We start from the raw sequence: 24,288 nt of genomic DNA on the forward strand, positions 1-24,288 counted from the left end.
GTTAGTGCGTCTTCGGGCCGGGCGGCGCGATCACCAGGTTCTCGATGAAGAACTCGAGCATGCGCTGCTGGTTGATGCCCGAGTGCCCCTGGTCCGGCCCGAGCTGTAGATCGAAGCTCTTGCCGGCTCGCTGCAGCGCCGCGACGAGCTGCATCATGTTCGACGGATGCACGTTGTTGTCGGCGGTGCCGAAGTAGAGCATCAGGCGTCCGCGAAGGTTGTTCACGTACGTCATCGCCGAGCCTTTGTTGTACCCGTCGGGATTCTCCTGCGGAATCCACATGTAGCGCTCGGTGTAGATCGTGTCGTAGTTCCGCCAATCCGTCGGTGGCGAAGACGCCGACGCCGCCGCGAAGACTTCGGGATGTCGAAGCAGCTCCATCACCGACGTATAGCCGCCGTATGACGTGCCGAAAATGCCGACGCGGTTCGCGTCGATGTACGGGCGCGTGAACAGCGCCTTCACGCCGTCGGCCATGTCGTCGATCTCGACTTGCCCGAGCTTGAGGTAGACCGCGTCGAGATACTTGTGGCCCATACCGGGATTCGTGCGCGCTTCTACCTGGAGCACGATGAACCCGAGCTCGGTGAGCGCGCTCGGCACGCCGAACCGTTCGTTGGTGCTGTTGCCCACGCCCGGGCCGCCGTAGACGCTCACCAACACCGGATATTTCTTGCCCGGATCGAAGTTCGACGGGTAGCTGATCAAACCGTGCAGCGTCGCCTGTCCGTCCGATGTGTTGTACGTGTACATCTCGAGCTTCTTGAGACCGAGCTGCTCGAACTTCGAGATGTCGGTCCGCGCGATCTCGCCTTCGACCGTTCCCTTCATGTCGACCAGGCGCGTCACCGCCGGCTGGTCGTGCGTCTCCGCCACGTCCACGAAGTGCTTCGCGTCGGGCGAGAGCTGAACGGCGTGGTTGAACTTGGGATCGGTGAGCCGGACGTCGCCGGTGCCGTCGAGCTTCACGCGGTGGAACTGGAACTTCATATAGTTGTCGCCGTCGCGCGCAATGTAGTAGAGCGCGTTCGACGGTTCGTCGACCCGCACGATGCTCGACACTTCGGCGCCAAGCTTCGTGATCGGGTTGAGAAGCTTGCCGGCCTTGAAGTCATACAAATAATAGTTCTTGAATCCCGACCGGTCCGACTCCCAGATGAACCGGTTGCCGTCCTGGAGCCACTGCATCGTTGGCGCGGGGTCGTCGTCGATCCAACCCGTCGGCCACTCCTCGTGGACCACGACGCGGCAGGTCGGCGCCGAGGGCGCGCACGCGACCAGCTCGAGCACGTTCTGCCGGCGGTTCGTGCGGAGGAACGTCAGCTCGTCGCCCTTCGGCGACCACTCGACGCGAAACACGTAGTAGCCGAGCGCGTCGTTCGCGAAATCCTTCCCGTCGCGGACGTTGATCTTGGTCGTCGTCTTCGTGTCGACGTCGTAGACCAGAAGATCCACGACCGGGTTCGCGACACCGGGCTTCGGGTATGCTTCGACGTCGAGCGTGTCCTGGATCTTCATGAGGTTCGGCGTCAGATAGAAATCCGGGACCTTGCTCTCGTCGAACCGGTAGAACGCCAGCTTCTTGCCGTCGGGCGACCACCACATCGCCGTGCGCTGGCTCAGCTCTTCGCCGTAGACCCAGCTCGCCGTTCCATATTTGATGCGAGTCTTGTCGCTGCCGTCCGTCGTGATGGCGACCGCGCTGGCGCCGGTCGAGTCGCCGATCCACACGTTGCGGTCTTTGTAGATCGCGCGGTGGTTGCCCATCGGCGCGACCGCCTCGGCGAATTGACGTCCGCGCTCAGGCTGCCCGCCGGCGCCGCGGCCGCGTCCACGACCCGCGGCCGCGGTCTGGGCCGACGGCGTCGCACGATCGACGGTCTTGTGGGCGGTGACGTCGTAGGTGCGCGTCTCGCCGCCGACTTGATACAGCACGTACTTGCCGTCCGGAGTCCAGGAGACAGTCGCCGCGTTCTGTCCGAACGCGCGGCCGCCCAGCGACGCGGCAACCTGCGCGATCTGCGGCGCCATGCGCTGATATTGGTCGTATCCCGGCATCGACTTAAGCCGGTCTTGCGCGGCGGCGGAATGAGCCGCCGACGCCGAGACGACCACGGCGAGCCCGATCCTTGCGAAGAACCGGGCCGTGAACCTTTCGATCATGTAGGATGACCTCTGAGATGTTCGAAACTGACTTCAATAAGTTCGGGCGGGTGCAGTCGAAAGTCGATGGGCGTCCCGCTATGTTCCCCGCGGGTCCCGCCGCACCGAGCATACGCTGACCAATGGCGAAAAAGACGATCGTGATCACCGGCGCGAGCGCCGGAATCGGTGCCGGCGTCGCGCGGCGACTGGCCGCCGATGGTCATACCCTCGTATTGACCGCACGGCGCCAAACTGAGCTCGAGCGTCTCGCGGCCGAGTTGAACGAAAACGGTTCGCGCGCCCTGGCCGTGGTCGCCGACGCCACGAGCCGCACCGACCTGCAAGCCGTTGCCACCACCGCGATCGACACGCTTGGCGGATTCGACGTGTGGATCAACAACGCCGGCCAGGGGATGACGCGGACGGTGCTCGAGTTGACCGACATCGACGTCGATGAAATGATGTCGGTCAATCTCAAGTCGGCGCTCCACGGGATGCAGATTGCCGCCGGCTACTACATGTCGAACGGACCGGACGCCACCGGTCAGATCATCAACGTGTCGTCGTTCCTCGCGCGCGTTCCGCTGGCCACGCATCGCTCCGCGTACAACGCCGCCAAGGCCGCGCTCAACGCGCTCACCGCGAACCTGCGAATGGATCTTCGCCGGACGCACCCGAACGTTCACGTCACGCTCGTCATGCCTGGAATGGTTGCGACAGAATTCGGACGGAACGCGGTCTACTCTCCGGAGGGCACACCCGTTTACTCGGGCCCGCAGGTGCAGTCGGTGGAGGACGTCGCCGATGTCTTCGCGCGGGTGATCGAGAATCCGGTTGCCGAGGTGTACACGAATCCACGCTCGCACGACATGGTGCAGGACTATTTTGCCGACGTCGAGGCGTTCGAGGCTCGAGGCATCGTCTGGGGGTCCGCTCCTGCGAGCCGCTGACGCCCCAGGCTCCGGACCAGGCGAAAGGATCTCGCGTTTCTCGTGGAGGACGGCGCTGCGTGCCGCGATCGTCCTGATCGCCGCGCCTCTCGGTGCTCAGGAAGCATCCGATCCCCACGCAGTCCAGCCCGAACGCCCGACTGTTGCGACGCACGCCGGCACGGTCGCGCCCGGCTGGCTCGAGATCGAGATGGGAGTCGAGCGCGACCGCTTCGATCCAAGTCTCTCGACCGCGTTCACGCCGACGGTCTTCAAGTTCGGTGTCGCCAGCCACGCCCAGCTCGGCGTCTTCGGATCCCTGGTCCACGACCCGGTGACGACGGGGCTCGGCGACGTCGGCGTCGGCGTCAAATGGCGGCTGCTCGACGACGCTCCGCTGCTCGGCGATTTCGCGATTCTTCCGGCCGTGAAGTTTCCGACGGGCGATTCGAACAAGGGCACAGGCACCGGCACGACCGACGGCTCGTTTCTGCTGATCTCGAGCCACTCGCTCGGCCCGGTCTCGATGGATATCAACGTCGGGTACACGCGACGGAGCGGAGACGGCTCCAACGCACCGCGCAATGCGTCGCTCTGGACGCTGTCGTTCGGCGGGCCCGCCGCGGGAAATTTCGGGTGGACGGCCGAGTGCTATGGGTATCCCGGCACGGGCGGCCCGGCGGCCCAGGCGCCCATCGTCGCGGTGCTCGCTGGACCGACCTTTCTTCTTCGCAAATGGCTGGCGATGGACGCCGGCGTCATCGTGCCCGTGACCGGGCCGCAACCGCACGCGCTCTACGCGGGTGCCGTCTACAACGTTGGCCGAATGTAGTCGACGCTGAGCGCTCGCCAGACGGCGGTTCGCGACGCATGTTCCCTGCGCGCAACAACCCCACTTGGAGGAACCGTCATGCGTGCGCGCTATATCTCCCTCCTCCCGATCGCCGCGTCGCTCATCGCGACCCAGATGCCCGCGCAAGGCCGCGGGGCGGGGAATCGTGAGGAACCGTTCAACACGTCGACGAACCCCATCCTCTCGAGCTTCACGTTCCGCTCGATCGGACCGGCGAGCATGGGCGGGCGTCTCGACGACATCGAGGTGTCGCTCAGCGATCCGAACGTCATCTACATCGGCTACGCGGTCGGCGGCGTCTTCAAGTCCGTCGACAACGGCGTCTCGTTCAAGCCGGTCTTCCAGACGTACGGCTCGGCGTCGATCGGCGACATCGCCATTCATCCGACGAATCCCGACATCGTCTACGTCGGCACGGGTGAGTCCAACAACCGCCAGACGTCGTCGTTCGGCGACGGCATCTACAAGTCGACCGACGGCGGAAAGACGTTCACGAACCTCGGATTGAAAGAGACTCAATCGATCGCGCGTATCGTGATCGACAAGAGCAATCCCGAGGTCGTCTACGTCGCGTCGCCGGGCCACCTGTTCGGCCCGAACCAGGAGCGCGGCATCTACAAGACTACGGACGGCGGTAGGACGTGGAACAAGATCAAGTACATCGACGAGAACACCGGATTTACCGACATTGCCATTGACCCATCGAACAGCAACGTCCTCTACGCGGCGAGCTATCAGCGGCGCCGCACGAGCTGCTGCTTCAACGGCGGCGGTCCGGGCAGCGCGATCTGGAAGACCGACGACGCCGGAAAGACCTGGACCAAGTTGACCAATGGCCTTCCGGGCGGCACCTATGGGCGCATCGCGCTGAGCATCGCCGCGTCGAGCCCGAACATCGTGTACGCGCAGATCGAAGCCGGTGAGAGCGGCACGGCGCTTCGCGGACGCGGCGGCGTGGCCGCGGCGACGGAAACGGCTGCAGGCGGCGCCGGTGGAGGTGGTGGAGGCGGCGGCGGTGGTGGTGGTGGACAGGCGGGCACGGCCTACTGCAACAACGGCGCGCCGCGCGCGGCGAACGCCGGTGGCGGCGGACGCGGTCGCGGTGGAGCGGCAGACTCGCTTCCCACGCCGGATCCGAAGCTCGGCGGCGTGTTCCGCTCCGACGATCGCGGCCGCTCGTTCAAGTTCATCAGCAACTGCAATTCTCGGCCGATGTACTTCAGCCAGTTGCGCGTCGATCCGCAGAATCCGAACACGATCTACGTCGCCGGATTGCCGGTCGCGAAGTCGCTCGACGGCGGCAAGACGTTCGCCACGCTCGACGATGCGGGCGGGAACGAGTCGCCGGCGCACGTCGACCAGCACGCGATCTGGATTGATCCGCGCAACGGCAAGCATCTCATGATCGGTAACGACGGCGGCCTGGACATCAGCTACGACCAGGGTCGCACGTGGGATTTCGTCGCGACGATGGCGACCGGCCTCGCGTACGTCGTGACGGCCGACAACGAGCACCCGTACAACGTCTACACCGGATTGCAGGACAACAACAGTTGGGGTGGCCCGAGCTCGAAGCGCGGGCGCGGCGGCATCACGAACATGGATTGGTTCGGCATCTGCGGCGGTGACGGCTTCTACACCGGCGTCAACGTCGACCATCCGAACATCATCTTCTGCGAGTCGCAGGACGGCAACACCTCGCGCTACGATTTGAACGCGGGACAAACGATCAGCATCAAGCCGAACTCCGGTCCTCGCGTGCAGCTCGCGGGCGGCGCGGCGGGGGGCGAGGCGTCCGGCGCCGCGTGCGTCGATGGCCGCGCGCCCGGGGGCGGCCGCGGGGGCGGCGGCGGGGGCCGCGGCGGAGCGCCCGCACGCAAGAACGTCATCAACGCCGACGGTGGCGAGGCGTATCGCTTCAACTGGAACACGCCGTACGAGCTGTCGCCGCACAACGCGGACATCATCTACCTCGGCGGCAACCGTCTGTTCAAGTCGTACGACCGCGGCACGTCGTGGGTCGCGAGCGCCGACCTCACCAAGCAGGTCGATCGTTGCAAGGTGGCGGTGATGGGCGTCGGCGGCGACAAGGCGCAGCTCTCCAAGAACGACGGATTGTCGGCGTACAGCACGATCATCGCGGTCAGCGAGTCGCCGGTGATGCCGGGCGTCGTGTGGGCCGGCACGGACGACGGCAACCTGCAGGTGAGCCGCGACGGCGGGCTGACGTTCACCGAAGTCGGCAAGAACATTCAGGGTCTGCCGCAGGGCGCGCTGACCAACGATGATCCGTTCTGGATCTCGCGTATCGACGCGTCGCACTTCGACGCGGGCACCGCGTACGTCTCGATCGACGGACACCGCAGCGACGATCTGCATCCGTACGTGTTCGTGACGCGCGATTACGGCAAGACGTTCACCAACATCACGAACGACCTGCCGGCGTACGGCAACGTGCAGGTCGTCCGCGAAGATCCCAAGAACAAGGAGCTGCTGTTCGTCGGCACCGAGTTCGGGCTCTTCACCTCGCTCAATGGCGGCAAGCATTGGGAGAGGTTCATGAGCGACTACCCGACGGTGCGCACCGACGACATCCTGATCCATCCGCGCGAAGGCGACGTCATCGTCGCGACGCATGGCCGCAGCATCTGGATCGCCGACGACATCACGGCGCTCGAGGAGTTCACGCCCGCGGTCGCGGCGGAAGAAGTGCATCTGTTCGCGCCGCGTTCGGCGGTCGATTACATCACGGACCTCACCAACAATCCGCACATCGGCGGACAGAAGAACTTCGTCGGTGAGAACGCGCCGCGCGGCACCGCGATCACGTACTACCTCAAGTCCAACGCGACCGACGTGAAGGTGTCGGTCGTCGACGCGACCGGACGAACCTTGTGCACCACGAACGCTCCAACTACCGCGGGCATCCATAAGGTGCAATGGGCGCTCGTCACGCCGGCACTCGGCGGCGGCGGCTTCGGCGGCCGTGGTGGCGGTGGTGGCGGCGGCGGTGCCGGCGGCGGTGGTGCGGCCGAAGGTAGTTGCTCCGGCGGCGGCGGCGGCGGTGGTGGCGGCCGCGGCGGCGCCGCTGCCGCGATTCAGCCGGGCACGTACACCGCCAAGATCGTCGTTGGCGGAGTGACGCTCACCAAGCCGTTCGAAGTTCTCGAGGACAAATGGTTCAAGGCGCGCTAAACGCGTGACGTAGCGGCTTCAACTCGTGCGCACCCGTCGACAAAGGAACGTCGGCGGGTGCGCTTGTTTTCAGCGCGATCGGCGCGGGCGTGACGCCGCCAGGCGCACGCTTATCTTCTCCTCGGTGGACATCCCACGACGGAGGCCGGAAGACGATCCGGCGATCAAAGCGCGCCAAGATGCGGCGGGCAAGACGGGGTTCGTCCTCGGCTGCTTCGCTGCTGTCGCCGCGCTCGCCATCAACCTCGTGCGAACCGAGCGGCCCTACGAGTTCCTGTCTCTCGTCGTCGCCGTGCTGATGGCCGCGCTCAACATTCCGTTCGGCATCATGCTGGCGCTGCTCGCCGAAAAGTGGACGCGTCCCAAGATGGGAAAGGGTCCCCCGAAGAGCGGCAAAGGGAAGTAGGCGACGGCCGCGAAAGCCGTCAGTCGAGCCCGGTGTTGAACACGAGGCTCATGCAGGTCACTCCACCTTCGGCCTTCGCGAATTCGCTCACCGACACGGGAACCACTTCCCAGCCGCGCGCGGCCAACAGCGAAATCGTCTCTGGAAATGCATCCGACGCGATGATGCGCTCTCCGATCACGAGGACGTCGCCGGCGAGTTGCTCCGCTGGCGGAACCGGCACGAACTCGCGCCCCTGAATCGGCGACGTCGAGATGAGACCTGCGTTCACGAGAAGGCTTCCATCAGGCAAGGCGCTGCACGCCGACTTGAGGTGGAGACAGTGCAACACGGGCACCGCCGTGACCCTGTAGCCGAAGGGAGCGAGAATCGTCCGCAGCGCGTCGACCCCCGCGGCGTTCGTGCGCTTGGACAGACCTACGAACACGTCCCGGCCGCTGCACACGACGTCGCCGCCATCGATTCTGGCCGGCAGCTCCACGCGAGCGATCGTTCGGAAGTCTCTGAGCGCCGCTTCGATCGTCGGCACTTCGTCGCGCCGCGACAGCGCGCCCATCGACATCATCACCGCGATCTCGTCGACCACGATCGCGGTGTCTTCGACGAACACGCAGTCCGCCAACTCGGAGCAGCCGGGAATCGAAACGACACGCGCACCGCAGCGGCGCAGCGCGTTCTGATACTCGTCGTGCTGTTTCGCCGCCAGCGTTCCATCGATCGGCGAATCGTCGGCGTACGTTCGCTCCCCGAGTGCCATTCGGGGCGACGGCCCGCGCGTTATCGCGACGAGCCTTTCCGTAGTTTGCCGTTGCGGTCCACCGGTCTCCCGGTCGACCGGTCCACCGGGAGCGGTCACGGTTCCTCGCGCGGCGCTTCGATCACGGTCCGCAGTTGCTCCCGGGCCGGCCCGCCGCCGACGAAGAGAGCGTCGGGGAATTTTCGATAGCGTAACATCTGCGCGTAGATCGCCGAGCTCTCGTAGGTGTTGAGCCCGAAGCCCGCGAGATACTGCAGCCGCAGGTTCGAGTCGCGGTTGAGCTGCGCTCCCGTGAGCCACGGGGCGAGGTCGCGCGCCTGCCCCGCGTACGTCGAAAGCAACGCGAGTCCCGACGAGAATCCGACGTCGGCCAGGGACCGCGCGACGCGCCTGTATTCAGGGCGCCCGAGCTTGGCGTCCACCGAATCGACGTCGATCGGCTGCGGGGAGGCGTGCCCGGCGAGCACCACGTCGTAACCGCTGCCGTTGATGTCGTTTCCCCAGATCGTGCCGTCGGGGAACGCGTCGAAGAACGTGGCAAGCTCGCTCTTCACGACGTCAGGCGAGCTTTCGTAGAGCGGAACCCACTGCGTCACTACGCCGCCGGGATTCAGGTGTGCCTTCACGAGATCGAAGTATTCCTTGGTGTAGAGCGTCGCCGCGCCCTTGACCCACGGATGGATCGGGTCGGACGTGATGACGTCGAATTTCTCTTTCGTCGTGAGGATGTAGTGCCGCGCGTCGTCGTAGACGATCTGGACGCGCGGGTCCTGCGTGACGTCGTAATTCTGCTGCGTGAAATAGGTCGAGACGACTCTCGGAATCAGCGGCTCGATCTCGCAGATCACGATCTTCTCTACGCCGGGCTGCGTCACGAACGAACCGGCCGTCACGCCGGCGCCGAACCCGACCACCAGCACCGTGCGCGGCGTCTTCGTCAACAGCGCCGACAGGTGGCCGAGCATTCGCTGCAGCCGCATGTCCTGCGGTAAGCTCGAGGCTTCGACCTTGCCGGCCACGTGGAAGTTGCGAACGCCGCTCGGCTCCTCCGACACGGCGATCGACGAGTTGATGCCTTCACCGACGTACAGATATCTCGGTTGGTTCGTGTACGTCGGTAGGAAACGTCCGTACGCGACGAGTCCGTCCGGCACACCGGGCACCGTGACGACACACGCGATCGCGGCGGCCGCGCCGGCGATCGCGAGCATCGTTCCCGCGGGTCGCGGCGACCAGCCACTCGGACGCGGCACGTCGCGCTCCGCTTCGGCCGCGTGCGCTCGGCGCACCGCGGCGAACACGACGATCGCCGACGCCAAGCTGATCGCGATGAGCAACTGCTGGCCGTGTCGTGTGCCCCAATGCGGAACGACGACGACGCTGAACAGCGCCGAGCCGAGGATCGCTCCCACGGTGTTCGCGGCATAGACACGACCGACCAGGCGGCCGGCGTCATCACCCGGTCCGACAACCGCGGCGAGTGCCAGCGGGAAGCTCGCGCCCCAAAGCGCGGCGGCGGGGAAAACCGCCACCGCCACCCGGACGACGTCCAGCTGAAACGTGATCCACGGGCTCGGCGACAACGACGGATTGATCGGCCAGAACGGAAGCGCGCGCGCGATCATGAACGCCGCCCACGCGACGCCCAACGTGAGCAGCAGTTGGCACCACGCCAGCGCGGTGCGAGGCCGCGACGAGCGCGCGATGTACGAACCGGCGCTGCTTCCCGTGCCGAGCGCCACGAGAAAAACGGCGAGGATGATCGAGAACGTGTAGACCGACGCGCCGAGCATCAGCGACAGCAATCGCGTCCACACCACTTCGGCGCCGAGCGCCGCGAAGCCGGACAAGCCGATCGCGACGTAGACCGCGTTGATTCCGGTCGGGCTCCGCTCAACCTCGGCGTTGGGGCGAGGGATCGCCGGCCGATGCGGCGCGCGGCGCGACAGGGCGAGTCCGACGCCGGCGACGCCGAAGTTCACGATGGCCGCGACCACCGTCGTGACCGTCATGTCGAAGACGCGCAGCAGATAGAAGCCGGCCAGGACCGCGCCGAACACCGCGCCGGCGATGTTGCTTCCGTAGAAGAACCCAAGCCACGACACGCCTGTCGGCGTCGCCTCGACCCACCGCGCGATCGCCGGCAGCGTCGCACCCATCAACAGGGTCGGCGGCAGTAAGCACACCGCGCACAGAACGCCGCGCCAGAGAATGCCGGGAAGTCCCTGGACCGTTGTCGCGGTATAGATGCTTCCCATCAATGGAACGACCACCAGCACGATCAGGCCGAGCGCTCCGATCGCGCCCTCGAGCGCCGCGTACACGCGCAACGGATGCTGCTCCGGCGACACGAACCGCGGCAACAGCAGACTTCCCAAACACATGCCGCCCATGAACGTGCCGAGCAGAACGCCGAGCGAAATGGCCGACGAGCCGATGACCAGCTCGATGAGCTGGAACCACACGATCTCGTAGATCAGCGCGGCGCAGCCGCTCCCGACGAATAGCAGGAGCAGCGCCGGCAGAAACCGCTGCGTCGGCGGAAGCGCGAGCGGCGGGTTGAGCGATTGTTGCAGACGCGACGAGACTTTCGGCATCAATCGCCGCAATCTTGGGCGTGCGCTCGCGGACGTCCATTGACCATACGCCTGATACGAAGCAGGCGCGCCGATAGTTGGGGCGCGCCTGTTTCGAACGGACGAGGGGCAAGACGATGGTCTCTGCCGGCTATCCGCGCACGACGGACACCCGGTACTGAGTGACCAGCGGGCCGTCATGGCCTGGCCGCGTGATCGGGAAGAGCGTAAACGTCCAGCCCGGCGCGACCGGAATGCGCATGCCGCGGGTCGGGAGTTCATTGATCAGGTCGCCCTGGCGAGCCAGACCGCCTTCGGGGATTCTCGAGAGCGCCGAGTCGGCCGCCGGGCCGTATAGCGCCGGCAGCGTCGTTCTGACGAGCCGCTCGAACTTCCAAGGGTTGCGCGTGCGAATCATCGTCCGATCGAACGAGACCGTGATGACGCTGTCGGCGCGCGTCGCCATCAGGCTGTCCGGCAGCGTCGATTGCCCCTGCGGAACAACTGGGCTCACGGGTGAGAGGGCAATGGTGGCGACGGGCGCCGGCGTCGGAGCCGACGTGGACGGGGCGTTGACGCCCTGTTGGGTGGCCGGATCGCGATGGCGGATAACCGGCATCGGTGGCGCGGCGTCACCGCCGACGTCGCTCGTCACAACGCGTATTCCCGCGGCGGACATGTGCTGAAGGATCGTGACCCGTCCCACGAGACCTATCACGGCAAGCGTCGTGAGCAACGCGATTCCCGAGCTTCCTTTCATGAGAAGCCGGCGTCGTCGTTTGCGCGCGGCGCTCTTTGCTTCCCACCGACAGTGCAAACACACCGTCGTCCCGGGACGCAGCTCGTGGGGGCAGGCATTGGTCGGCAGTTCCATCGCGTGCGTCATCCGTCTCCTCGTCACTCGTACCAAGAGTCGGGACGAGCTCATGCGCTTTGCCGCAACCGCCTCGCGTTTCGCCAGTCGCAACCGAAATAGGAATCGGTCATTCTGCCTTTTGGGGACGTCCGACTCAGGCTGTCGCCTGAGTATCCGGCCTCGTTATCGTGCTTTGGGTCACCTATGCAACAACCGCCCATCGAGGCCCGCGCAATCGGGAACAGTCAGTCGACGACCGTCCAGATTCGGCGTGCGCTTCCTCGCGATGCCGACGCGCTCGCCCAACTGCGCTACGCGTTCCGCCTCGAGCGGCGGCCCGCCACGGAATCGCGCGACGCGTTCGCCGCTCGCTGCTCCAATTGGATGCGGCCGCGGCTTCGCGGCGATTCGCGATGGACGGTTTGGTTGGCGGAGCGCGACGGCACGATCGTCGGCAACCTCTGGGTGCAGATCGTCGAGAAGATTCCGAATCCCGGCCCCGAGTCCGAGCTGCACGCATATATCTCGAACTTCTTCATCGTTCCCGAAGCGCGAAACAGCGGCCTTGGGACTCGGATTCTGAGCGCGGCAGTCGCGCACTGCAAAGCGCACGGCGTGGACACGGTGTTTCTGTGGCCGTCGGAACGCAGCGTTCCTCTCTACAGTCGAACGGGCTTCGAGGTGGCGAGCGACCTGTTGGTGCTGGAGCTGCGCGAGGCGAAATCTCCATGAACGATCGATTGGTCGAGCGCCGGCGCGGCGATCTGTTGTTGTCGACCGACCGAGCGAGAATCGACCAACGTGCGGTGCTCGCGATGTTGCACGATTCTCATTGGGGCGCCGAGGTCACGGTGGATATCCTCGCGCGCTCGATCGCGAACTCGCTGTGCGTGGGGGTCTACGACGGCTCCCGGCAAGTCGCGTTCGCGCGCGCGGTCACGGATCTCTCGACCTTCGCGTATCTCACCGACGTGATCGTGGCGGACGACTCTCGCGGGCGAGGGATCGGCTCGTGGATGGTCGAGGAAATCCTCGCGCATCCGGACCTCCAAGGGCTTCGGCGCATCGCTCTCCTCACGCGCGATGCGCAGGCACTGTACGAACGATTTGGGTTCTCCACCCGAATGGCGACCTCTACATATATGGAACGCCGCGCGCCGCCTTCTTGATCCGGAGGGTGCTACTTTGTTTTACTCGATTCGCACGGCACCTGGTGCCCGAACCATAGAGGAGGAAGGATGACTGCGAAGCTCGACAAAACGATCAAGCGGGAGCTGGAGCTCGACGGAAAACTCTACACCATCGCGATCGGCCCGGACGGAATCAAAGTGACGGAAAAGGGCCGCCGGAATGGTCCGGAGGTTTCATGGCGCGCGATCATCAGCGGCGAGCAAGAGCTCACCGCGGGTCTCAAGGCGTCGCTCGACGAGGGATCGTCGGAGGGCTAACTCCGCGGCGTCAGTCGTCTCGTTCCCGCTCGGCCGGAGCGTGCGCCGCGGCGGAGCGCGCGCGACGACGCGCCGTGCCCCCGACGCGCGGATCGAGTCGAAGCTCCATCTGTGCGGCGAGAAGTCGTTCGCCGCCTTTCGCGAGTTGCGCCATGCGGTGCTCGAAGCGATAGAACTGCACCGGCGCGCGAAGACTGTCGCGCGGCGCGCGCGCTAGCACCATCAACTCTTCCCGGACCACACGCGGGAGATGTCCCGCCATGCGGCGGCGTAGCAGCGCCGTGACGCGCAGCGAGTTGCGCGCGAGAAACGCGCGCTCCAATTCGCCCAGATACACCACCAACTTCGCCATCAGCGTGTCGGTGGATCGTCGATCGAGACTCGTTCTCGTCATGCTCGTTGGGCGCGTCGCGCGGTCCCACGCGACGACATTTGAGATCTGGCAATATTGCCGCGGTGCTTCATTGCGCCAGGGTGGTCAGCAACGTTGATGCTATCAACAGGCTGTCCACATCTGCGTGTGGACAGCTGTGTTTTTCTCGACACGCTTGGGACCGCGGAGACGATGCAACTGGTTACGCGCCAGCGAGTATCGGCGCGGCGTTTTTTTGCGCCAAATGCGCCGAAAATCGCGCCGTTTTTCGACTCGGGTGTCGTCGTTCTCCGCGCGCCGCTCTCCGAACGTCGCTTTCCGTTCGTACACATCTGTCCACAATCGTTTTCAACAGGACGAGGCCGGGTCTTAAGCGCACTCACCAACGGAGTTACCGCATTATCGACAACTGTCCACATTCGCTATCCACAGCAACGACAACGAGTTATGGAAAACTTTACTATTGCGCTTTGAATCAGTGTTTTCTACGTTCCGCTCCCTTCCGATTGCAACATCGGCGTCACGACGTCTCTTCCCACCGACAACTCGCGTCTTCCCTGCAATGCGACTCGTCAGTTGTGCAACGCCGCCTGAACCGCTCGAGGAAGCGCCGCGTACGGCGCTGCTCGCCGACCTTACCGAAGGCGAGCGTTGGGACGGCTTCTGGTCGGCTGATGCGTACTACGTTCGCTGCACGAAGGACGCGGGCGATGTGGCGTGGTTCCGTCTCGCCGATGACGTCGCGCCTTCCACGCAGTCCGGCGCGCGGGTGCTCGCCCTCAGACCTGCCGCGCGCGCGGGATCGCGCGTGTCGGTCGTCGTCGCGCGGTCGCCGAGTGGGCACCGCATGCTCGTGGGGAGCACCCGGCGATCACCGCGATGATCAGAGAACGCTCAACGAGCGGCTTCGGGGAGGAGCTCGAGTTGCGCCGTGCGCAGCTCGACCACTCGACGGGCAGCCTCGTAGAGCCAATCGAAGCTTGCGTCGAGACGCGGATCGCCGCCGGCGGCGTCGCGGGCGAGGGTGAAGTGGCTGTACAGCCGCGCGTCGACACGCGACGGCTCGCCGTGGAGGCGGAAGAGCAGCAGCTCGGTGGCCGCCTCGGTCAGATGGAACAGCGTGAAGAGGTAGAACCGCGTGCGCGTCTCGTCGGCGGGATCGATGGTCGCGAGCAGGGCGACCTCGCGAATGGGTCGCTCTTCACGAATCGACGCGATGAGCTCCATCGCGTGTCCGAGGCCCGACGGTCCGGCGCCGCGGAGCACGTGAGTCCAGAGCTCGACCACGCGTCGCAGCAGCACGATGTCCCATCGCTCGCCGCCCGCTCCGCGTTCCTCGGGCGGGAAGAGCACGGGGGCATAGGCGCGCAGCCAATGGCGAAACTCGGTGTGCTTGTTGCCGAGCTGGGCGAGCCCGGCGAGGAGCAATGTCCGGTAGAGGGCGGCGACCTGCTCGTGCGCCTCGACCGGGAGCGCGGCCGTGAGCGTGAACGCTCGATCGGCGCCAACCTCGATGTGAGCCGTGCGTTGGGCCTCTTGTTCGGCGGAGAGCAGCGCGCTGGGCGACGCGGATCCCTCGAAGTCGAGCCACTCACTGGCCGCGATGACGTACGCGCCAGCCAATGGCACGACGAACTCGGGCAGCGTCGTCTCAGGCGGCGGAGCCTCGCCGGCGCCGAGCCGCGTGAGCACACCCATTGCGAACTGGATGGACGACGCCCGGTCCTCGGGCGTGACGACCTTCACCGCCCAATGGCGGTCGAGCGTCTCGAGCGCGTTCGGCGAGAGAGCAGGAGTCGACGGCGTGGTCATGTGGGATCTGCGAACGGCGAGGATGCGGGCGCCGGCGCCGCCGCCCCATCCTCGCTCACTCTTCTGACAGGCATTTCAAACCCCAGTAACAGCGTGCGATCAATCCCGCGGCGAGTCCAGTCATGAGCATCGAACCCAACGCGCGCCGCCGCCTTCACCTGGTCTACGCCACGACGCGCGATCCTGACCTGGCGAAGGAGCTACGACAAGTTCTCGAGGAAGACCCGATGGCTTTCGTTCCGAGTGCGGACCTGCTGCGCGCGATCGCTCTTTGCGCGGCGTGCACCCAGGGCGCATCCCCAGATAGCAGGACTGGTTTGTGCGAGCACCACCGCCAAACCTGGAATCTCGAAGTCTGCATGAACGACGCATCATCGGACGCGGCCGAGCAGAGCTCGTTGCAGGGGCTCGTGCACGGAGTGTTCGCGACCCCCGACGGCGGGGCGCAACTGCTTTCCGCGTTCGACCGTCAGCGTCGCGCCCTCGCGCTCGTGCTCGAAGCGCACGCGCGCGGCGCGGTCCGACTGCCGGAGAGTATCGCGCGCACGGTCGAGCGCGCGTGTGAGAGTGGGCCCCGGTTTCTCACCGGCGCCAGGTCCGCCGTTCAACAGGCGAGCTGACGACCGCCGGTGGGGGAGGACGAACGCATGATTCAAGTCACTTGTGAAGGCGGCGAATGCAACGGGCTCACCGTCAGGGTCGAGCCCCAGCCGACGTACTACGAGGTCGTCGATCCCCGCGATCCGAAGCGGCGCGACTACTACATCCTCGAGGTCAGTCATTGGGGAGCACGACTGGTCCCCGAGGCGACCGCGGAGTGGCGCGCGCGCGTCTGACGCTCCGGAGTCGGGTGGCTGTCACGCGCTCGACTCGTAGTCCTCGATCGCCCATTCGAGCACGTCGGCTTCGAGCCAGCCGCCGTCGCTCTGGATCGCGCCCGACGCCTCGAGCATTTGCAGCAGCGAGCGTGCGTGTCGTAGCACTCCGGAGAGCGACATCCGTTCCGCGCGCAGCGTCGTGACGATATCGCGGACGAGCCCGCGCAGCTTCTCGCGCGCTATGTTCGCCTCTTGAATGTGCTTGCGCGCCTCGATGACCGTCTCCCGAATCTCCGGCGTCCAGTCGGCGAGCAGGTTATGCCGCGCCATCAAGGCGAGATGTCCCTTTTCGATCTCACGCAGTCGCTGATACTCTCCCGCGGCGTGAGCGACGCCTGGGGGAAGCGCGGAGAACGAGCTTGCGGGTGATCCTGCGCGCTGCGGGAGACCCATCGGTGTTCCTCTCGGCGGATCGAGAGCGTTTGCAAGTTCGCGCCAGACAGCGACATAATCAGCGGGGAAGGCAAGAGTCCGCAAGGGCTTTGGCCAAAGATTGGACGAAGGTCCGACATCGGCCCCGAAACCAGGACGGCCCCTCGAGGGGATTCCATGACCTCTGAACGCGTCGACCACGCGGTGAAAGAAGCCCAGGCCGACGAGGCGAACCCCGCCGTCGCCGCAAACCGAACACGGTCTCAAACGGCGGTTCTGGCGCTGGGTCCGCTGCGGCTGACCGGGCGGGCGGCGCAACTAACGGTACAGGCGATCCTGCTGACGCTTCTCGCGCTGGTCGTGTACTACCGGGCGCGGATTCTTTCCACGCCGTTCACGATTTCGGCGCTGCTCTGGATCGCGTGGCAAGTGTACTGGGGCGTCTCCGCGACGAAAACGGCATCGACGGTTCGCTCGGAGTCGGCGAAATCGCGGGCCTTACATCAATACCTGCTGCTGCTGGGATTCTTTCTGTTGTTCGCGCCGCTTCCATGGCTCGACCACCGCATCCTGCCGGTTGGCACCGGGTGGGTCTACCTCGGCCTCGCGGTGCAGGCAGCCTTTTTTGGTCTAGCGATCAGCGCGAGGCGCACGCTCGGCCGCAACTGGAGCGGCGCCATCACCGAGAAGGTCGACCACGAGCTCGTCCGGTCGGGGCCATATCGCTTTATGCGGCATCCGATCTATACGGCCATCCTCGGAATGTTTCTTGGTTCGGCCCTCGTGTCGGGAGATCTGCACGCGTTTCTCGCCGTCGCCGTCGTCGTCGCGACGTATCTGAGGAAGATTCGACTCGAGGAGCAGAGCCTCGCGCGGGTCTTCGGCCCTCGCTACGAGGAATATCGTCGCCAAACACGCGCGTTGATTCCGTGGATTCTCTGAGGTCCGCCGCCCTTCCGCGCGGGGGACGGGGAATCTATTGTCAGGCCGCGTATTGATTTGCGGCCCCCGCAGAAAAAATCATAGCCCTCACACGACGGAGAGCTGCGTATGTCGTTCCCGCGCATTTTCGTTGGCGCTGTAGCCGCGCTTTCACTGGCGGCGTGTCACCGCCCGCAGCAAATGGACGAGCACATGTCGCACATGGCGGCCGGCGATCTCGCGGCGACCTCGGTTGCGGCATCGAACAACCAAGGCAACCCCGCGCTGCCGCCGAGCGCGAACCAGGCGGCGGCCAGGCTCGCGGCGAGCAACCGGCATGGCGAGTGGGTCAAAATCGCCTGGCGGCCCGGCTCGTCGGATTCGCTGATGGCGTGGGTGGTCTACCCTGCCACGTCCAACCCGCGCACGCCCGTAGTCGTCGTCGTGCACGAGATCTTCGGACTTCAAACATGGGTGCGCGGCGTAGCCGATCAGGTAGCGGCGGACGGCTTCATCGCGATCGCACCCGACTTGCTCTCTCGAGTCCGTGGCGGGGCGAGCACGGTGGAGTTGTCGGGGGATACAGCCCGAGCACTCATCCGCGGCGTATCGATCGCCGAGCGAAACGAGGGCATCGACGCCGCGGCACGTTATGCGATGTCACAGCCTTCCGCCGCTCAGAAATATTCGGTGATCGGGTTTTGTTGGGGCGGTGGAACGGTCTGGGACCACATGATCAACGGCGGCATTCAGGGATTATCGGGTGGTGTGGCGTTCTACGGCCTTCCCTACATGAACGGGGCCGTACCGATCGGCGATTCGCTCGCCAAAATCAGAGTGCCGGTGATGATGTTCAACGGCGCCATAGACGCACGAACAGGGGCTGGAATGCCTGGCGTCGACTCAGCGATGAAGGCTTTGAATAAGTCGTACTACGGCAAGAATTTCCCGAACGCCGAGCACGGGTTCGTTCGCGCCCAGGACGACCCGAAGACCCCGCCCAACGAAGTTGTCCAACAGGGAAATCTTGCGGCGATCAAGGAAGCGTGGCCGCAGACGATCGCTTTCCTCAAGAAGAACATGGGGATGATGTAATCCCCGCCCGCGCGGTTACGGCTTCGAGGGGACGGTCACCAAGCGCTCGGGCGACATCCCCTCGGCCTCCGCCTGGAAGTTCACGACGACGCGGTGGGTGAGCACTGGGACTGCCATCGCGTTCACATCCTCGAGATCGGGCACGCCGCGCCCGTCCATCGCCGCGCGTGCCTTGGCGCCGAGTATGAGATACTGCGACGCACGCGGGCCGGCGCCCCAGCTCACGTATTTCTTGACCATCGGCGTCGCTTCATCGGCGGCGGGGCGCGTGGAACGCGCGAGCTTGACCGCGTAGCTGACGACCGACGGCGGCGCGGGAAGGCGGCGCACGAGATGCTGGAGCTGCAACAGTTGCGCGGCGTCGAGCACAGGTCGGATCTCGACGTCGAGGTCGCCCGTCGTCGCGGCGACGATTCTCTCTTCTTCGTCGCGGCTCGGGTAGCCGATCGTGAGCTGCATCATGAAGCGGTCGAGCTGCGCTTCGGGCAGCGGATACGTGCCTTCCTGCTCGATCGGATTCTGCGTCGCGAGGACGAAGAACGGCTCCGGTAACCGGTGAGTCTGGCCCGCCGCGGTAACGGCATGCTCCTGCATGGCCTGGAGCAGCGCGGCCTGCGTCTTCGGCGGCGCGCGGTTGATTTCGTCGGCGAGTACCACGTTCCCGAAGATCGGGCCCTTCGCGAACTTGAAGAACCGGCGCGCGCCGCCCGATGTGTGATCTTCCTCGAGCAGCTCGGTACCGGTGATGTCGCTCGGCATCAGGTCCGGCGTGAATTGCACGCGTGAGAACGTGAGATCGAGCGCCTGCGCGACGGTCTGCACGAGGAGCGTCTTGGCGAGACCGGGAACGCCGACGAGGAGCACGTGGCCGCCGGCGAGGAGCGCCGCGACGAGATCGTCGACGATCTTGTGCTGCCCGATGATCCGTCGGCCGATCTGCGCGATCAACTCCGATCGTGCGCGCGCGAGCTGCTCGAGCAGCTCGACGTCGCGCGAATCGTCCACCGTTGCCTGTCGCGTCGCCACTCGGGATCGCTCCTGTCTCGCGATTGAGGTGTCCGGGACAACCTAACCGGTGCGGCCCGACGGTCCAGGGCCGGCCGATTCCGGGCTGCTGGACGACAACTGCAACTACTCAACGCAGAGACGCAGAGGACGCAGAGGACGCAGAGGACGCAGAGGACGCAGAGGACGCAGAGGGAACACATGAGGAGAAAGAGCGAAGCGGCTTTTGAGAACGACCTCGGGCAGCTGCGGCGTGGCTGACTGAGGTCGACAGCCAAGTGTTTCTTCGCTGTTTGCTTTCCTCTGCGTCCCTCTGTTTCTCTGCGTCCTCTGCGTCAGGCTGTTGCAGTCCTAGTTATCTAGGCAGAAATACAACGGGCCGCCGAGATGGGCGGCCCGATCCGTGGTACGTGGAGCCTTAGAGTTTTCTTACGGCACGACGAAGTCGGCGCGCTGTTCGGTGGGGAAATTGGCGCTGTTGAGCGTGGCGATCGCGGTGTAGTGGCCGGGTGTCGGCGCCATCCACGTTTCGCGCGCGTGCATGGAGTCGCCGCCGCTCAGCTGCTTGTTCTGGACGCCTTGCGTGAACATGCGGCCGGCGGACCAGCGCCACACCTCGCGTCCGATGGAGTCGACGACGACGAAGTCGTACGACTGTCCGCTGCGGAACGTGAGCTCGAGGTGTTTCTTACCGACGTTCTTCACGCCGAGCGCGAACTGAATCGCACGTGGTTGAACGGTGACGTCGAGATGCGAGTCGAGCTTCGCTTCTGTTTTCTGCGATGACGCCGGTCGAGCGCGCGGACGTTCCGGTCGTTCGACGATTTCGCCGGTTGCGCTGGTTCTCAACGGCATGGCGCTCGCGAGCGCGGCGGGCTGCGAGTTTTGTGAGCTGGAGCGCGAGCGCGGGCTGCAGGCGAACGCGAGCGCGCCTACGAAAGCCAACGCGATGGCAATACGAATGTTCATGAATCCCGGTGGCGGCGAGGGTTGGCCCCCGGTTGCACGTGAACCGCAGTAACCGTTCACAGTACGGCCGTGCGCCAACCTATCTGCGCGTGGACGAATAGTCAACATGAGAGGCAACGGCGAAGCAACGGTGATGCATCGACTTATGAGCACCGGTCGTGCGTTTGGCAATCGGCGTTGCAGACTGCCAGGTTTGCTTGCGAAAAATTTCACAAGCTCCTAAATTCTGCATCGAAATGGACGACAAGCGGGACGCGCCAAAGGGGCCGGAAGGACGCGGAAGCAGGGTCAGCCGCGGCACCGCCCAGGTCGTGTCCGGGGCGGAATTCGCTGGGATCGGACTCCAGTTCGCCCTCACGATCCTGGTCTTCGTGTTCGCCGGCGTTTGGCTCGACAAAAGATTAGGCACGTCCCCGTGGCTCCTTCTCATCTTCGTTTTCGTCGGCGCGGCTGGCGGCTTTTACTCGATGTATCGGCGCGTTACAGCAGCTCAACGAAGGTCCAAGGACGTCGTCGCCCAGGGACAATCTGACGGCGGGACCGGGCGGGGTAGGTGACAAAGGCACTTGCGCGGTACGGGTTACTCGTTGCGGCGGTAGCGGGTTTGGGGGGAGCGCTTTTGAGCCTCGCATTTCGGGGGCCCGGTGAGCGTTCCGCCGTCTGGATCAGCGCCGGGTTTGCCGTCCTGCTCCAGCTGGCGGCGTTCGCCGTCGCCAGAGCTGCGGGCCGAGCTGGAATCACGGCCCGAATGGGGGCCGGGATGCTGGTTCGGTTCCTGGGCCTCGTCGGCTACGCGCTGGTCGTTGCACTCGCCTTGAGGCTGCCGCCGGTCGCGGCGCTGATCACCTTGGCGACCTTACTCTTCGCATCGTCATTGCTCGAACCATTGCTGATTCGAACATGAGACTGACCTCGCGGTTTTTCGGATGGCTCGTCGCGGCCGCGCTCCTCGCACCGACCGCGGCACGCGCCCAGGGAGCGCAGGAGCCCGTCACTCCCTTCGCCAAACAGCTCGGCCCCGCGGACATCATCATGCCGCACATCACGGACTCGAAGACCATCGAGTTCCCGTGCTTCAAGAGTCTCCAGGAGTGGTCCTGCGAGCACACGTTCGCTACGTGGAACGTGACGATCGCCGGACACACGTTCGACATGGGGCTGACGAAGCACATCTTCTTCATGCTGTTCGCGGCCGTGCTCCTGACGATCGTGCTGATTTGGACGGCCAGGGTACACGTCCGGAGCACGCAGCGAGCGGGGAGCCCCAGAGGATTCGCCGCCGGGCTCGAAGCGGTGATCCTGTACCTCCGAAACGAGATCTACGTCCCGGTACTCGGAGGCCATGGCGGCGAACGATACGTCCCGTTCGTGCTCACCCTCTTCTTCTTCATTCTGGTCTGTAACCTGTTCGGGCTGATTCCATACGGATCGACGCCGACGGGCAACATCGCTGTCACGGCGACGCTGGCCATCATCACCTTCGTCGTGATCGAGGCGGCCGGCATCAAAGCGCTCGGCGCGCGTTACATCGGCACGATCATTTACTGGCCCGAGGGTCCGGTGCTGTTGAAGGCGATGACGATTATCATGACGCCGGTCGAAATCGTCGGAAAGTTCACCAAGCCCTTCGCGCTCACGATCCGTCTGTTCGCGAACATGATCGCGGGTCACGTCATCATTCTCGCGCTGATCGGACTGATCTTCATGATGGTGGGGTGGCTCGTGTTCGCGCTCGCCCCGCTCGCCTTACTGATGGCGCTCTTCATCATGGTGCTGGAGATCCTGGTGGCCTTCATCCAGGCGTTCATCTTCTCGCTGCTCGCCGCCGTTTTCATTGGACAGATCAGGGCGGCGCATCACTAAACAGGTGGACGGGTGGACAGGTGGACAGGAAAAACCCAGACGTGAGTGCTTTTGCCGTCCACCCGTCAACCATACAGTTGCAGTACTGCGGAGGAAGTGCTTCAACCTCCGCAGAAGTAGCCGGGCGAATGCTTGGCGATGCTCGTTGAGCCCCGGGGCTCGTTGACGAGCGGCACTGCGGCGGACGATCGCCAACCGGTGCGAAGCAACGGATGTGAACCGCTGTTTCGATTGGAGAACTGAACCATGGCAATTCTTCCGCTGTTGCAGGCCGCAGCCGGGGCCTTCAACCCCGCGTATACGGGCGCTTGGGCGATGCTCGGTGCCGGTGTCGGTGCTGGTCTGGCCGCGATCGGTGCGGGTATCGGTATTGGGCGAATTGGCGCGGGCGCGACCGAAGGCATGGCGCGCCAGCCAGAGATCGCCGGCACGATTCAGACGGGCGCCCTGATCCTCTCGGCGCTCATCGAAGGCGTCGCGTTGTTCAGCGTCGTCGTGTGTTTGTTGATTCAGCTCAAGACCTACTTCTAGCGATTCGGCCGACTGGCGCCCCCGGGGGCGCCAGTCTCGCCACCTCAATCGAGACTATCTCATGCGTATGCGTTTCTGGTCGGTGACCGTATTCGCCACGAAGACCGTGGCGGCGAGCGTCGCCCTTACTCAGGAAGCCGCCGCTAGCCCCGCCCCCGAGCATCCTGGCCGCTCATTGGTCGGCCTCCAGCTCAACCTGATGTTCTGGACGCTCGCGATCTTCCTGATCCTGTTCTTCATTCTCCGCCGATTCGCGTTCGGTCCCATCGCGGCTGCCGTCGAGGCGCGCGAAAAGGCGCTCGAGGCGGCGATCGACGCTGCGAAAGCCGATCGCGACGCCGCGGCCAAGCTTCTCGCCGAACACCAGGCGCAAATCGACGCCGCGCGGGGGGAGGCGCAAAAGCTGATTTCCGACGGCCGATCGGTCGCCGAGAAGATGCGGGGCGATCTGCTTGACCAGACGCGCCGCGAACAGCAGGAGATGCTCGAGCGGGCTCGTCGGGAGATCGACAGCGAGAAGGATCGCGCGATCGCCCAGCTCCGGAAGGAAGCAGTGGATCTGGCGCTCGCCGGCGCGAGCAAGGTGATCGAGCAGAACCTCGAGTCGGCCAGGAACCGCCAGCTCGTCGAGTCCTACCTGTCGTCCATCGGCAACGTAAAGGTCGGCTGATGCGCGAACCCACGATCGCTCGAAACTATGCCGAGACGCTGCTGGAGCTTGCGCAGCGCGCGGGCGACCTGCGTGGCTGGGGCGAGATGTTCGACAGCGTTTCGAACGCGTTCGAGACCGACCGGCGTCTTCGGGTCTTCCTCGAGTCGCCGCGAGTCAGCAGCAAGCAAAAGAATGAGATCATCCAGAAGGCGTACGGCGGCGCGCTCCCGCGGACCTTCGTTCGGTTCCTCCAGGCGCTGGTCGACCACCGGCGCCAGATGCTGATTCCGGCCATCGCCCACCAATACCATGACCTCATGGACGAGGTGGAAGGCCGGGTCCACGCGTCGGTGACGGTCGCGCGCGACGCGGATGAGCGCGACCGCGAGCTCGTGACCTCCCAGCTCTCCCGCGTCCTCGGCAAGACGGTCGTTCCGCACTTCCACGTCGACCCGGCCGTGCTCGGTGGCGTCGTGGTCAGGGTGGGTGACACGGTTCTCGACGGGTCGGTCCGGCGACGGCTGGCGATCCTGAGGGGAAAGATGTTGGGCAGATAGGCGGGTGGACAGGTGGACGGGTGGACGGGTGGTGGGGGCCAGCACACGGCCCCCGCCTTCCGTATAATGGGGCGTGATGCGCCCACCCACGTTT

Annotated in this window: 26 protein-coding genes; 17 read left to right on the forward strand and 9 right to left on the reverse strand. The window is 65.1% G+C overall.

What is annotated here, in order from left to right; translation table 11 throughout:
• Nucleotide 1: 1 nt before the first annotated feature.
• Nucleotides 2-2,164 carry a DPP IV N-terminal domain-containing protein gene (locus tag VGQ44_14140; GenBank protein HEV8447967.1) on the reverse strand — a complete coding sequence of 721 codons (2,163 nt, stop codon included), beginning with the start codon at nt 2,162-2,164 and terminating at the stop codon, nt 2-4.
• Between the two features lie 122 nt (nt 2,165-2,286).
• On the opposite strand from VGQ44_14140, the gene VGQ44_14145 reads away from it, so the two are divergent.
• From VGQ44_14145 to VGQ44_14160, 4 genes are all read left to right on the forward strand, one after another.
• On the forward strand, nt 2,287-3,096 hold the full coding sequence (locus tag VGQ44_14145) for an SDR family NAD(P)-dependent oxidoreductase (protein ID HEV8447968.1): 810 nt from the start codon (nt 2,287-2,289) through the stop codon (nt 3,094-3,096).
• On the forward strand, nt 3,032-3,907 hold the full coding sequence (locus tag VGQ44_14150; protein ID HEV8447969.1) for a transporter: 876 nt from the start codon (nt 3,032-3,034) through the stop codon (nt 3,905-3,907). The genes VGQ44_14145 and VGQ44_14150 overlap by 65 nt, the downstream gene beginning before the upstream one ends.
• Before the next feature lie 78 nt (nt 3,908-3,985).
• Entirely contained in the window at nt 3,986-7,123 is a 3,138-nt protein-coding gene (locus VGQ44_14155) for a hypothetical protein (protein HEV8447970.1), read from the forward strand.
• 124 nt (nt 7,124-7,247) lie between these two features.
• Nucleotides 7,248-7,529, forward strand: coding sequence for a hypothetical protein (locus VGQ44_14160; protein ID HEV8447971.1), 282 nt, complete (start codon nt 7,248-7,250; stop codon nt 7,527-7,529).
• 19 nt (nt 7,530-7,548) lie between these two features.
• Here VGQ44_14160 and VGQ44_14165 read toward each other — a convergent pair whose 3' ends face one another.
• From VGQ44_14165 to VGQ44_14175, 3 genes are all read right to left on the reverse strand, one after another.
• Nucleotides 7,549-8,286: an arginine deiminase family protein gene (locus VGQ44_14165; GenBank protein ID HEV8447972.1), complete on the reverse strand. Its 738-nt coding sequence runs from the start codon at nt 8,284-8,286 to the stop codon at nt 7,549-7,551.
• Nucleotides 8,287-8,381: 95 nt separating this feature from the next.
• Nucleotides 8,382-10,883, reverse strand: a complete 2,502-nt coding sequence (locus tag VGQ44_14170) for a fused MFS/spermidine synthase (GenBank protein HEV8447973.1) — start codon at nt 10,881-10,883, stop codon at nt 8,382-8,384.
• Nucleotides 10,884-11,013: 130 nt separating this feature from the next.
• A complete protein-coding gene (locus tag VGQ44_14175; GenBank protein ID HEV8447974.1) occupies nt 11,014-11,748 on the reverse strand; it encodes a hypothetical protein in 735 nt (244 codons plus the stop codon).
• Between the two features lie 174 nt (nt 11,749-11,922).
• Here VGQ44_14175 and VGQ44_14180 point away from each other — a divergent pair, with 174 nt between their 5' ends.
• The 3 genes from VGQ44_14180 (at nt 11,923) to VGQ44_14190 (ending at nt 13,166) form a co-directional block, all read left to right on the forward strand.
• Entirely contained in the window at nt 11,923-12,450 is a 528-nt protein-coding gene (locus VGQ44_14180; protein HEV8447975.1) for a GNAT family N-acetyltransferase, read from the forward strand.
• Nucleotides 12,447-12,887, forward strand: coding sequence for a GNAT family N-acetyltransferase (locus VGQ44_14185; protein HEV8447976.1), 441 nt, complete (start codon nt 12,447-12,449; stop codon nt 12,885-12,887). The genes VGQ44_14180 and VGQ44_14185 overlap by 4 nt, the downstream gene beginning before the upstream one ends.
• A 69-nt stretch (nt 12,888-12,956) precedes the next feature.
• A complete protein-coding gene (locus tag VGQ44_14190) occupies nt 12,957-13,166 on the forward strand; it encodes a hypothetical protein (GenBank protein HEV8447977.1) in 210 nt (69 codons plus the stop codon).
• A gap of 10 nt (nt 13,167-13,176) precedes the next feature.
• On the opposite strand, the gene VGQ44_14195 is transcribed toward VGQ44_14190, so the two are convergent.
• Nucleotides 13,177-13,560, reverse strand: coding sequence for a hypothetical protein (locus tag VGQ44_14195; GenBank protein HEV8447978.1), 384 nt, complete (start codon nt 13,558-13,560; stop codon nt 13,177-13,179).
• 541 nt (nt 13,561-14,101) lie between these two features.
• Here VGQ44_14195 and VGQ44_14200 point away from each other — a divergent pair.
• Nucleotides 14,102-14,422, forward strand: coding sequence for a hypothetical protein (locus VGQ44_14200; protein ID HEV8447979.1), 321 nt, complete (start codon nt 14,102-14,104; stop codon nt 14,420-14,422).
• A gap of 11 nt (nt 14,423-14,433) precedes the next feature.
• Here VGQ44_14200 and VGQ44_14205 read toward each other — a convergent pair whose 3' ends face one another.
• Nucleotides 14,434-15,351: a hypothetical protein gene (locus VGQ44_14205; protein HEV8447980.1), complete on the reverse strand. Its 918-nt coding sequence runs from the start codon at nt 15,349-15,351 to the stop codon at nt 14,434-14,436.
• Between the two features lie 122 nt (nt 15,352-15,473).
• On the opposite strand from VGQ44_14205, the gene VGQ44_14210 reads away from it, so the two are divergent.
• Nucleotides 15,474-15,971, forward strand: a complete 498-nt coding sequence (locus VGQ44_14210) for a hypothetical protein (protein HEV8447981.1) — start codon at nt 15,474-15,476, stop codon at nt 15,969-15,971.
• 27 nt (nt 15,972-15,998) lie between these two features.
• A complete protein-coding gene (locus tag VGQ44_14215) occupies nt 15,999-16,187 on the forward strand; it encodes a hypothetical protein (protein HEV8447982.1) in 189 nt (62 codons plus the stop codon).
• A 21-nt stretch (nt 16,188-16,208) separates the two neighbouring features.
• On the opposite strand, the gene VGQ44_14220 is transcribed toward VGQ44_14215, so the two are convergent.
• A complete protein-coding gene (locus tag VGQ44_14220; GenBank protein ID HEV8447983.1) occupies nt 16,209-16,622 on the reverse strand; it encodes a hypothetical protein in 414 nt (137 codons plus the stop codon).
• Between the two features lie 156 nt (nt 16,623-16,778).
• Here VGQ44_14220 and VGQ44_14225 point away from each other — a divergent pair, with 156 nt between their 5' ends.
• A complete protein-coding gene (locus VGQ44_14225; GenBank protein HEV8447984.1) occupies nt 16,779-17,543 on the forward strand; it encodes an isoprenylcysteine carboxylmethyltransferase family protein in 765 nt (254 codons plus the stop codon).
• Nucleotides 17,544-17,651: 108 nt separating this feature from the next.
• On the forward strand, nt 17,652-18,617 hold the full coding sequence (locus tag VGQ44_14230) for a dienelactone hydrolase family protein (protein HEV8447985.1): 966 nt from the start codon (nt 17,652-17,654) through the stop codon (nt 18,615-18,617).
• A 15-nt stretch (nt 18,618-18,632) separates the two neighbouring features.
• Here the strand turns inward: VGQ44_14230 and VGQ44_14235 are convergent, their stop codons facing one another.
• Both VGQ44_14235 and VGQ44_14240 read right to left on the reverse strand, forming a co-directional pair.
• A complete protein-coding gene (locus VGQ44_14235; protein HEV8447986.1) occupies nt 18,633-19,643 on the reverse strand; it encodes a MoxR family ATPase in 1,011 nt (336 codons plus the stop codon).
• Between the two features lie 408 nt (nt 19,644-20,051).
• Complete coding sequence (locus tag VGQ44_14240; protein HEV8447987.1) at nt 20,052-20,591, reverse strand: BsuPI-related putative proteinase inhibitor; 540 nt, start codon at nt 20,589-20,591, stop codon at nt 20,052-20,054.
• Between the two features lie 619 nt (nt 20,592-21,210).
• Between VGQ44_14240 and VGQ44_14245 the strand changes: the two genes are divergently transcribed.
• The 5 genes from VGQ44_14245 to VGQ44_14265 all read left to right on the forward strand — a co-directional run bounded on the left by VGQ44_14245 (nt 21,211) and on the right by VGQ44_14265 (nt 24,194).
• The gene (locus VGQ44_14245) at nt 21,211-21,495 is read left to right on the forward strand and encodes a hypothetical protein (protein HEV8447988.1); all 285 of its coding nucleotides are present in this window, start codon (nt 21,211-21,213) and stop codon (nt 21,493-21,495) included.
• Nucleotides 21,492-22,454: a F0F1 ATP synthase subunit A gene (atpB, locus tag VGQ44_14250; GenBank protein HEV8447989.1), complete on the forward strand. Its 963-nt coding sequence runs from the start codon at nt 21,492-21,494 to the stop codon at nt 22,452-22,454. Before VGQ44_14245 ends, atpB begins: the two co-directional genes overlap by 4 nt.
• 246 nt (nt 22,455-22,700) lie before the next feature.
• Entirely contained in the window at nt 22,701-22,985 is a 285-nt protein-coding gene (atpE, locus tag VGQ44_14255) for an ATP synthase F0 subunit C (GenBank protein ID HEV8447990.1), read from the forward strand.
• 61 nt (nt 22,986-23,046) lie between these two features.
• A complete protein-coding gene (gene atpF / locus VGQ44_14260) occupies nt 23,047-23,655 on the forward strand; it encodes a F0F1 ATP synthase subunit B (protein ID HEV8447991.1) in 609 nt (202 codons plus the stop codon).
• A complete protein-coding gene (locus VGQ44_14265; protein HEV8447992.1) occupies nt 23,655-24,194 on the forward strand; it encodes a F0F1 ATP synthase subunit delta in 540 nt (179 codons plus the stop codon). The genes atpF and VGQ44_14265 overlap by 1 nt, the downstream gene beginning before the upstream one ends.
• The last annotated feature ends 94 nt before the right edge of the window (nt 24,195-24,288 follow it).

Source organism: Gemmatimonadaceae bacterium (genome assembly GCA_036003045.1).
GTDB lineage: Bacteria > Gemmatimonadota > Gemmatimonadetes > Gemmatimonadales > Gemmatimonadaceae > JAQBQB01.

Coding starts and splice junctions, on each gene's coding strand:
- VGQ44_14215 (HEV8447982.1), top strand. CDS start 15,999: ATGATTCAAGTCACTTGTGAAGGCGGCGAATGCAACGGGCTCACCGTC.
- VGQ44_14210 (HEV8447981.1), top strand. CDS start 15,474: ATGAGCATCGAACCCAACGCGCGCCGCCGCCTTCACCTGGTCTACGCC.
- atpE (HEV8447990.1), top strand. CDS start 22,701: ATGGCAATTCTTCCGCTGTTGCAGGCCGCAGCCGGGGCCTTCAACCCC.
- VGQ44_14140 (HEV8447967.1), bottom strand. CDS start 2,164: ATGATCGAAAGGTTCACGGCCCGGTTCTTCGCAAGGATCGGGCTCGCC.
- VGQ44_14225 (HEV8447984.1), top strand. CDS start 16,779: ATGACCTCTGAACGCGTCGACCACGCGGTGAAAGAAGCCCAGGCCGAC.
- VGQ44_14240 (HEV8447987.1), bottom strand. CDS start 20,591: ATGAACATTCGTATTGCCATCGCGTTGGCTTTCGTAGGCGCGCTCGCG.
- VGQ44_14145 (HEV8447968.1), top strand. CDS start 2,287: ATGGCGAAAAAGACGATCGTGATCACCGGCGCGAGCGCCGGAATCGGT.
- VGQ44_14165 (HEV8447972.1), bottom strand. CDS start 8,286: ATGGCACTCGGGGAGCGAACGTACGCCGACGATTCGCCGATCGATGGA.
- VGQ44_14230 (HEV8447985.1), top strand. CDS start 17,652: ATGTCGTTCCCGCGCATTTTCGTTGGCGCTGTAGCCGCGCTTTCACTG.
- VGQ44_14265 (HEV8447992.1), top strand. CDS start 23,655: ATGCGCGAACCCACGATCGCTCGAAACTATGCCGAGACGCTGCTGGAG.
- VGQ44_14205 (HEV8447980.1), bottom strand. CDS start 15,351: ATGACCACGCCGTCGACTCCTGCTCTCTCGCCGAACGCGCTCGAGACG.
- VGQ44_14185 (HEV8447976.1), top strand. CDS start 12,447: ATGAACGATCGATTGGTCGAGCGCCGGCGCGGCGATCTGTTGTTGTCG.
- atpB (HEV8447989.1), top strand. CDS start 21,492: ATGAGACTGACCTCGCGGTTTTTCGGATGGCTCGTCGCGGCCGCGCTC.
- VGQ44_14180 (HEV8447975.1), top strand. CDS start 11,923: ATGCAACAACCGCCCATCGAGGCCCGCGCAATCGGGAACAGTCAGTCG.
- VGQ44_14200 (HEV8447979.1), top strand. CDS start 14,102: ATGCGACTCGTCAGTTGTGCAACGCCGCCTGAACCGCTCGAGGAAGCG.
- VGQ44_14220 (HEV8447983.1), bottom strand. CDS start 16,622: ATGGGTCTCCCGCAGCGCGCAGGATCACCCGCAAGCTCGTTCTCCGCG.
- VGQ44_14190 (HEV8447977.1), top strand. CDS start 12,957: ATGACTGCGAAGCTCGACAAAACGATCAAGCGGGAGCTGGAGCTCGAC.
- atpF (HEV8447991.1), top strand. CDS start 23,047: ATGCGTATGCGTTTCTGGTCGGTGACCGTATTCGCCACGAAGACCGTG.
- VGQ44_14175 (HEV8447974.1), bottom strand. CDS start 11,748: ATGACGCACGCGATGGAACTGCCGACCAATGCCTGCCCCCACGAGCTG.
- VGQ44_14155 (HEV8447970.1), top strand. CDS start 3,986: ATGCGTGCGCGCTATATCTCCCTCCTCCCGATCGCCGCGTCGCTCATC.
- VGQ44_14170 (HEV8447973.1), bottom strand. CDS start 10,883: ATGCCGAAAGTCTCGTCGCGTCTGCAACAATCGCTCAACCCGCCGCTC.
- VGQ44_14195 (HEV8447978.1), bottom strand. CDS start 13,560: ATGACGAGAACGAGTCTCGATCGACGATCCACCGACACGCTGATGGCG.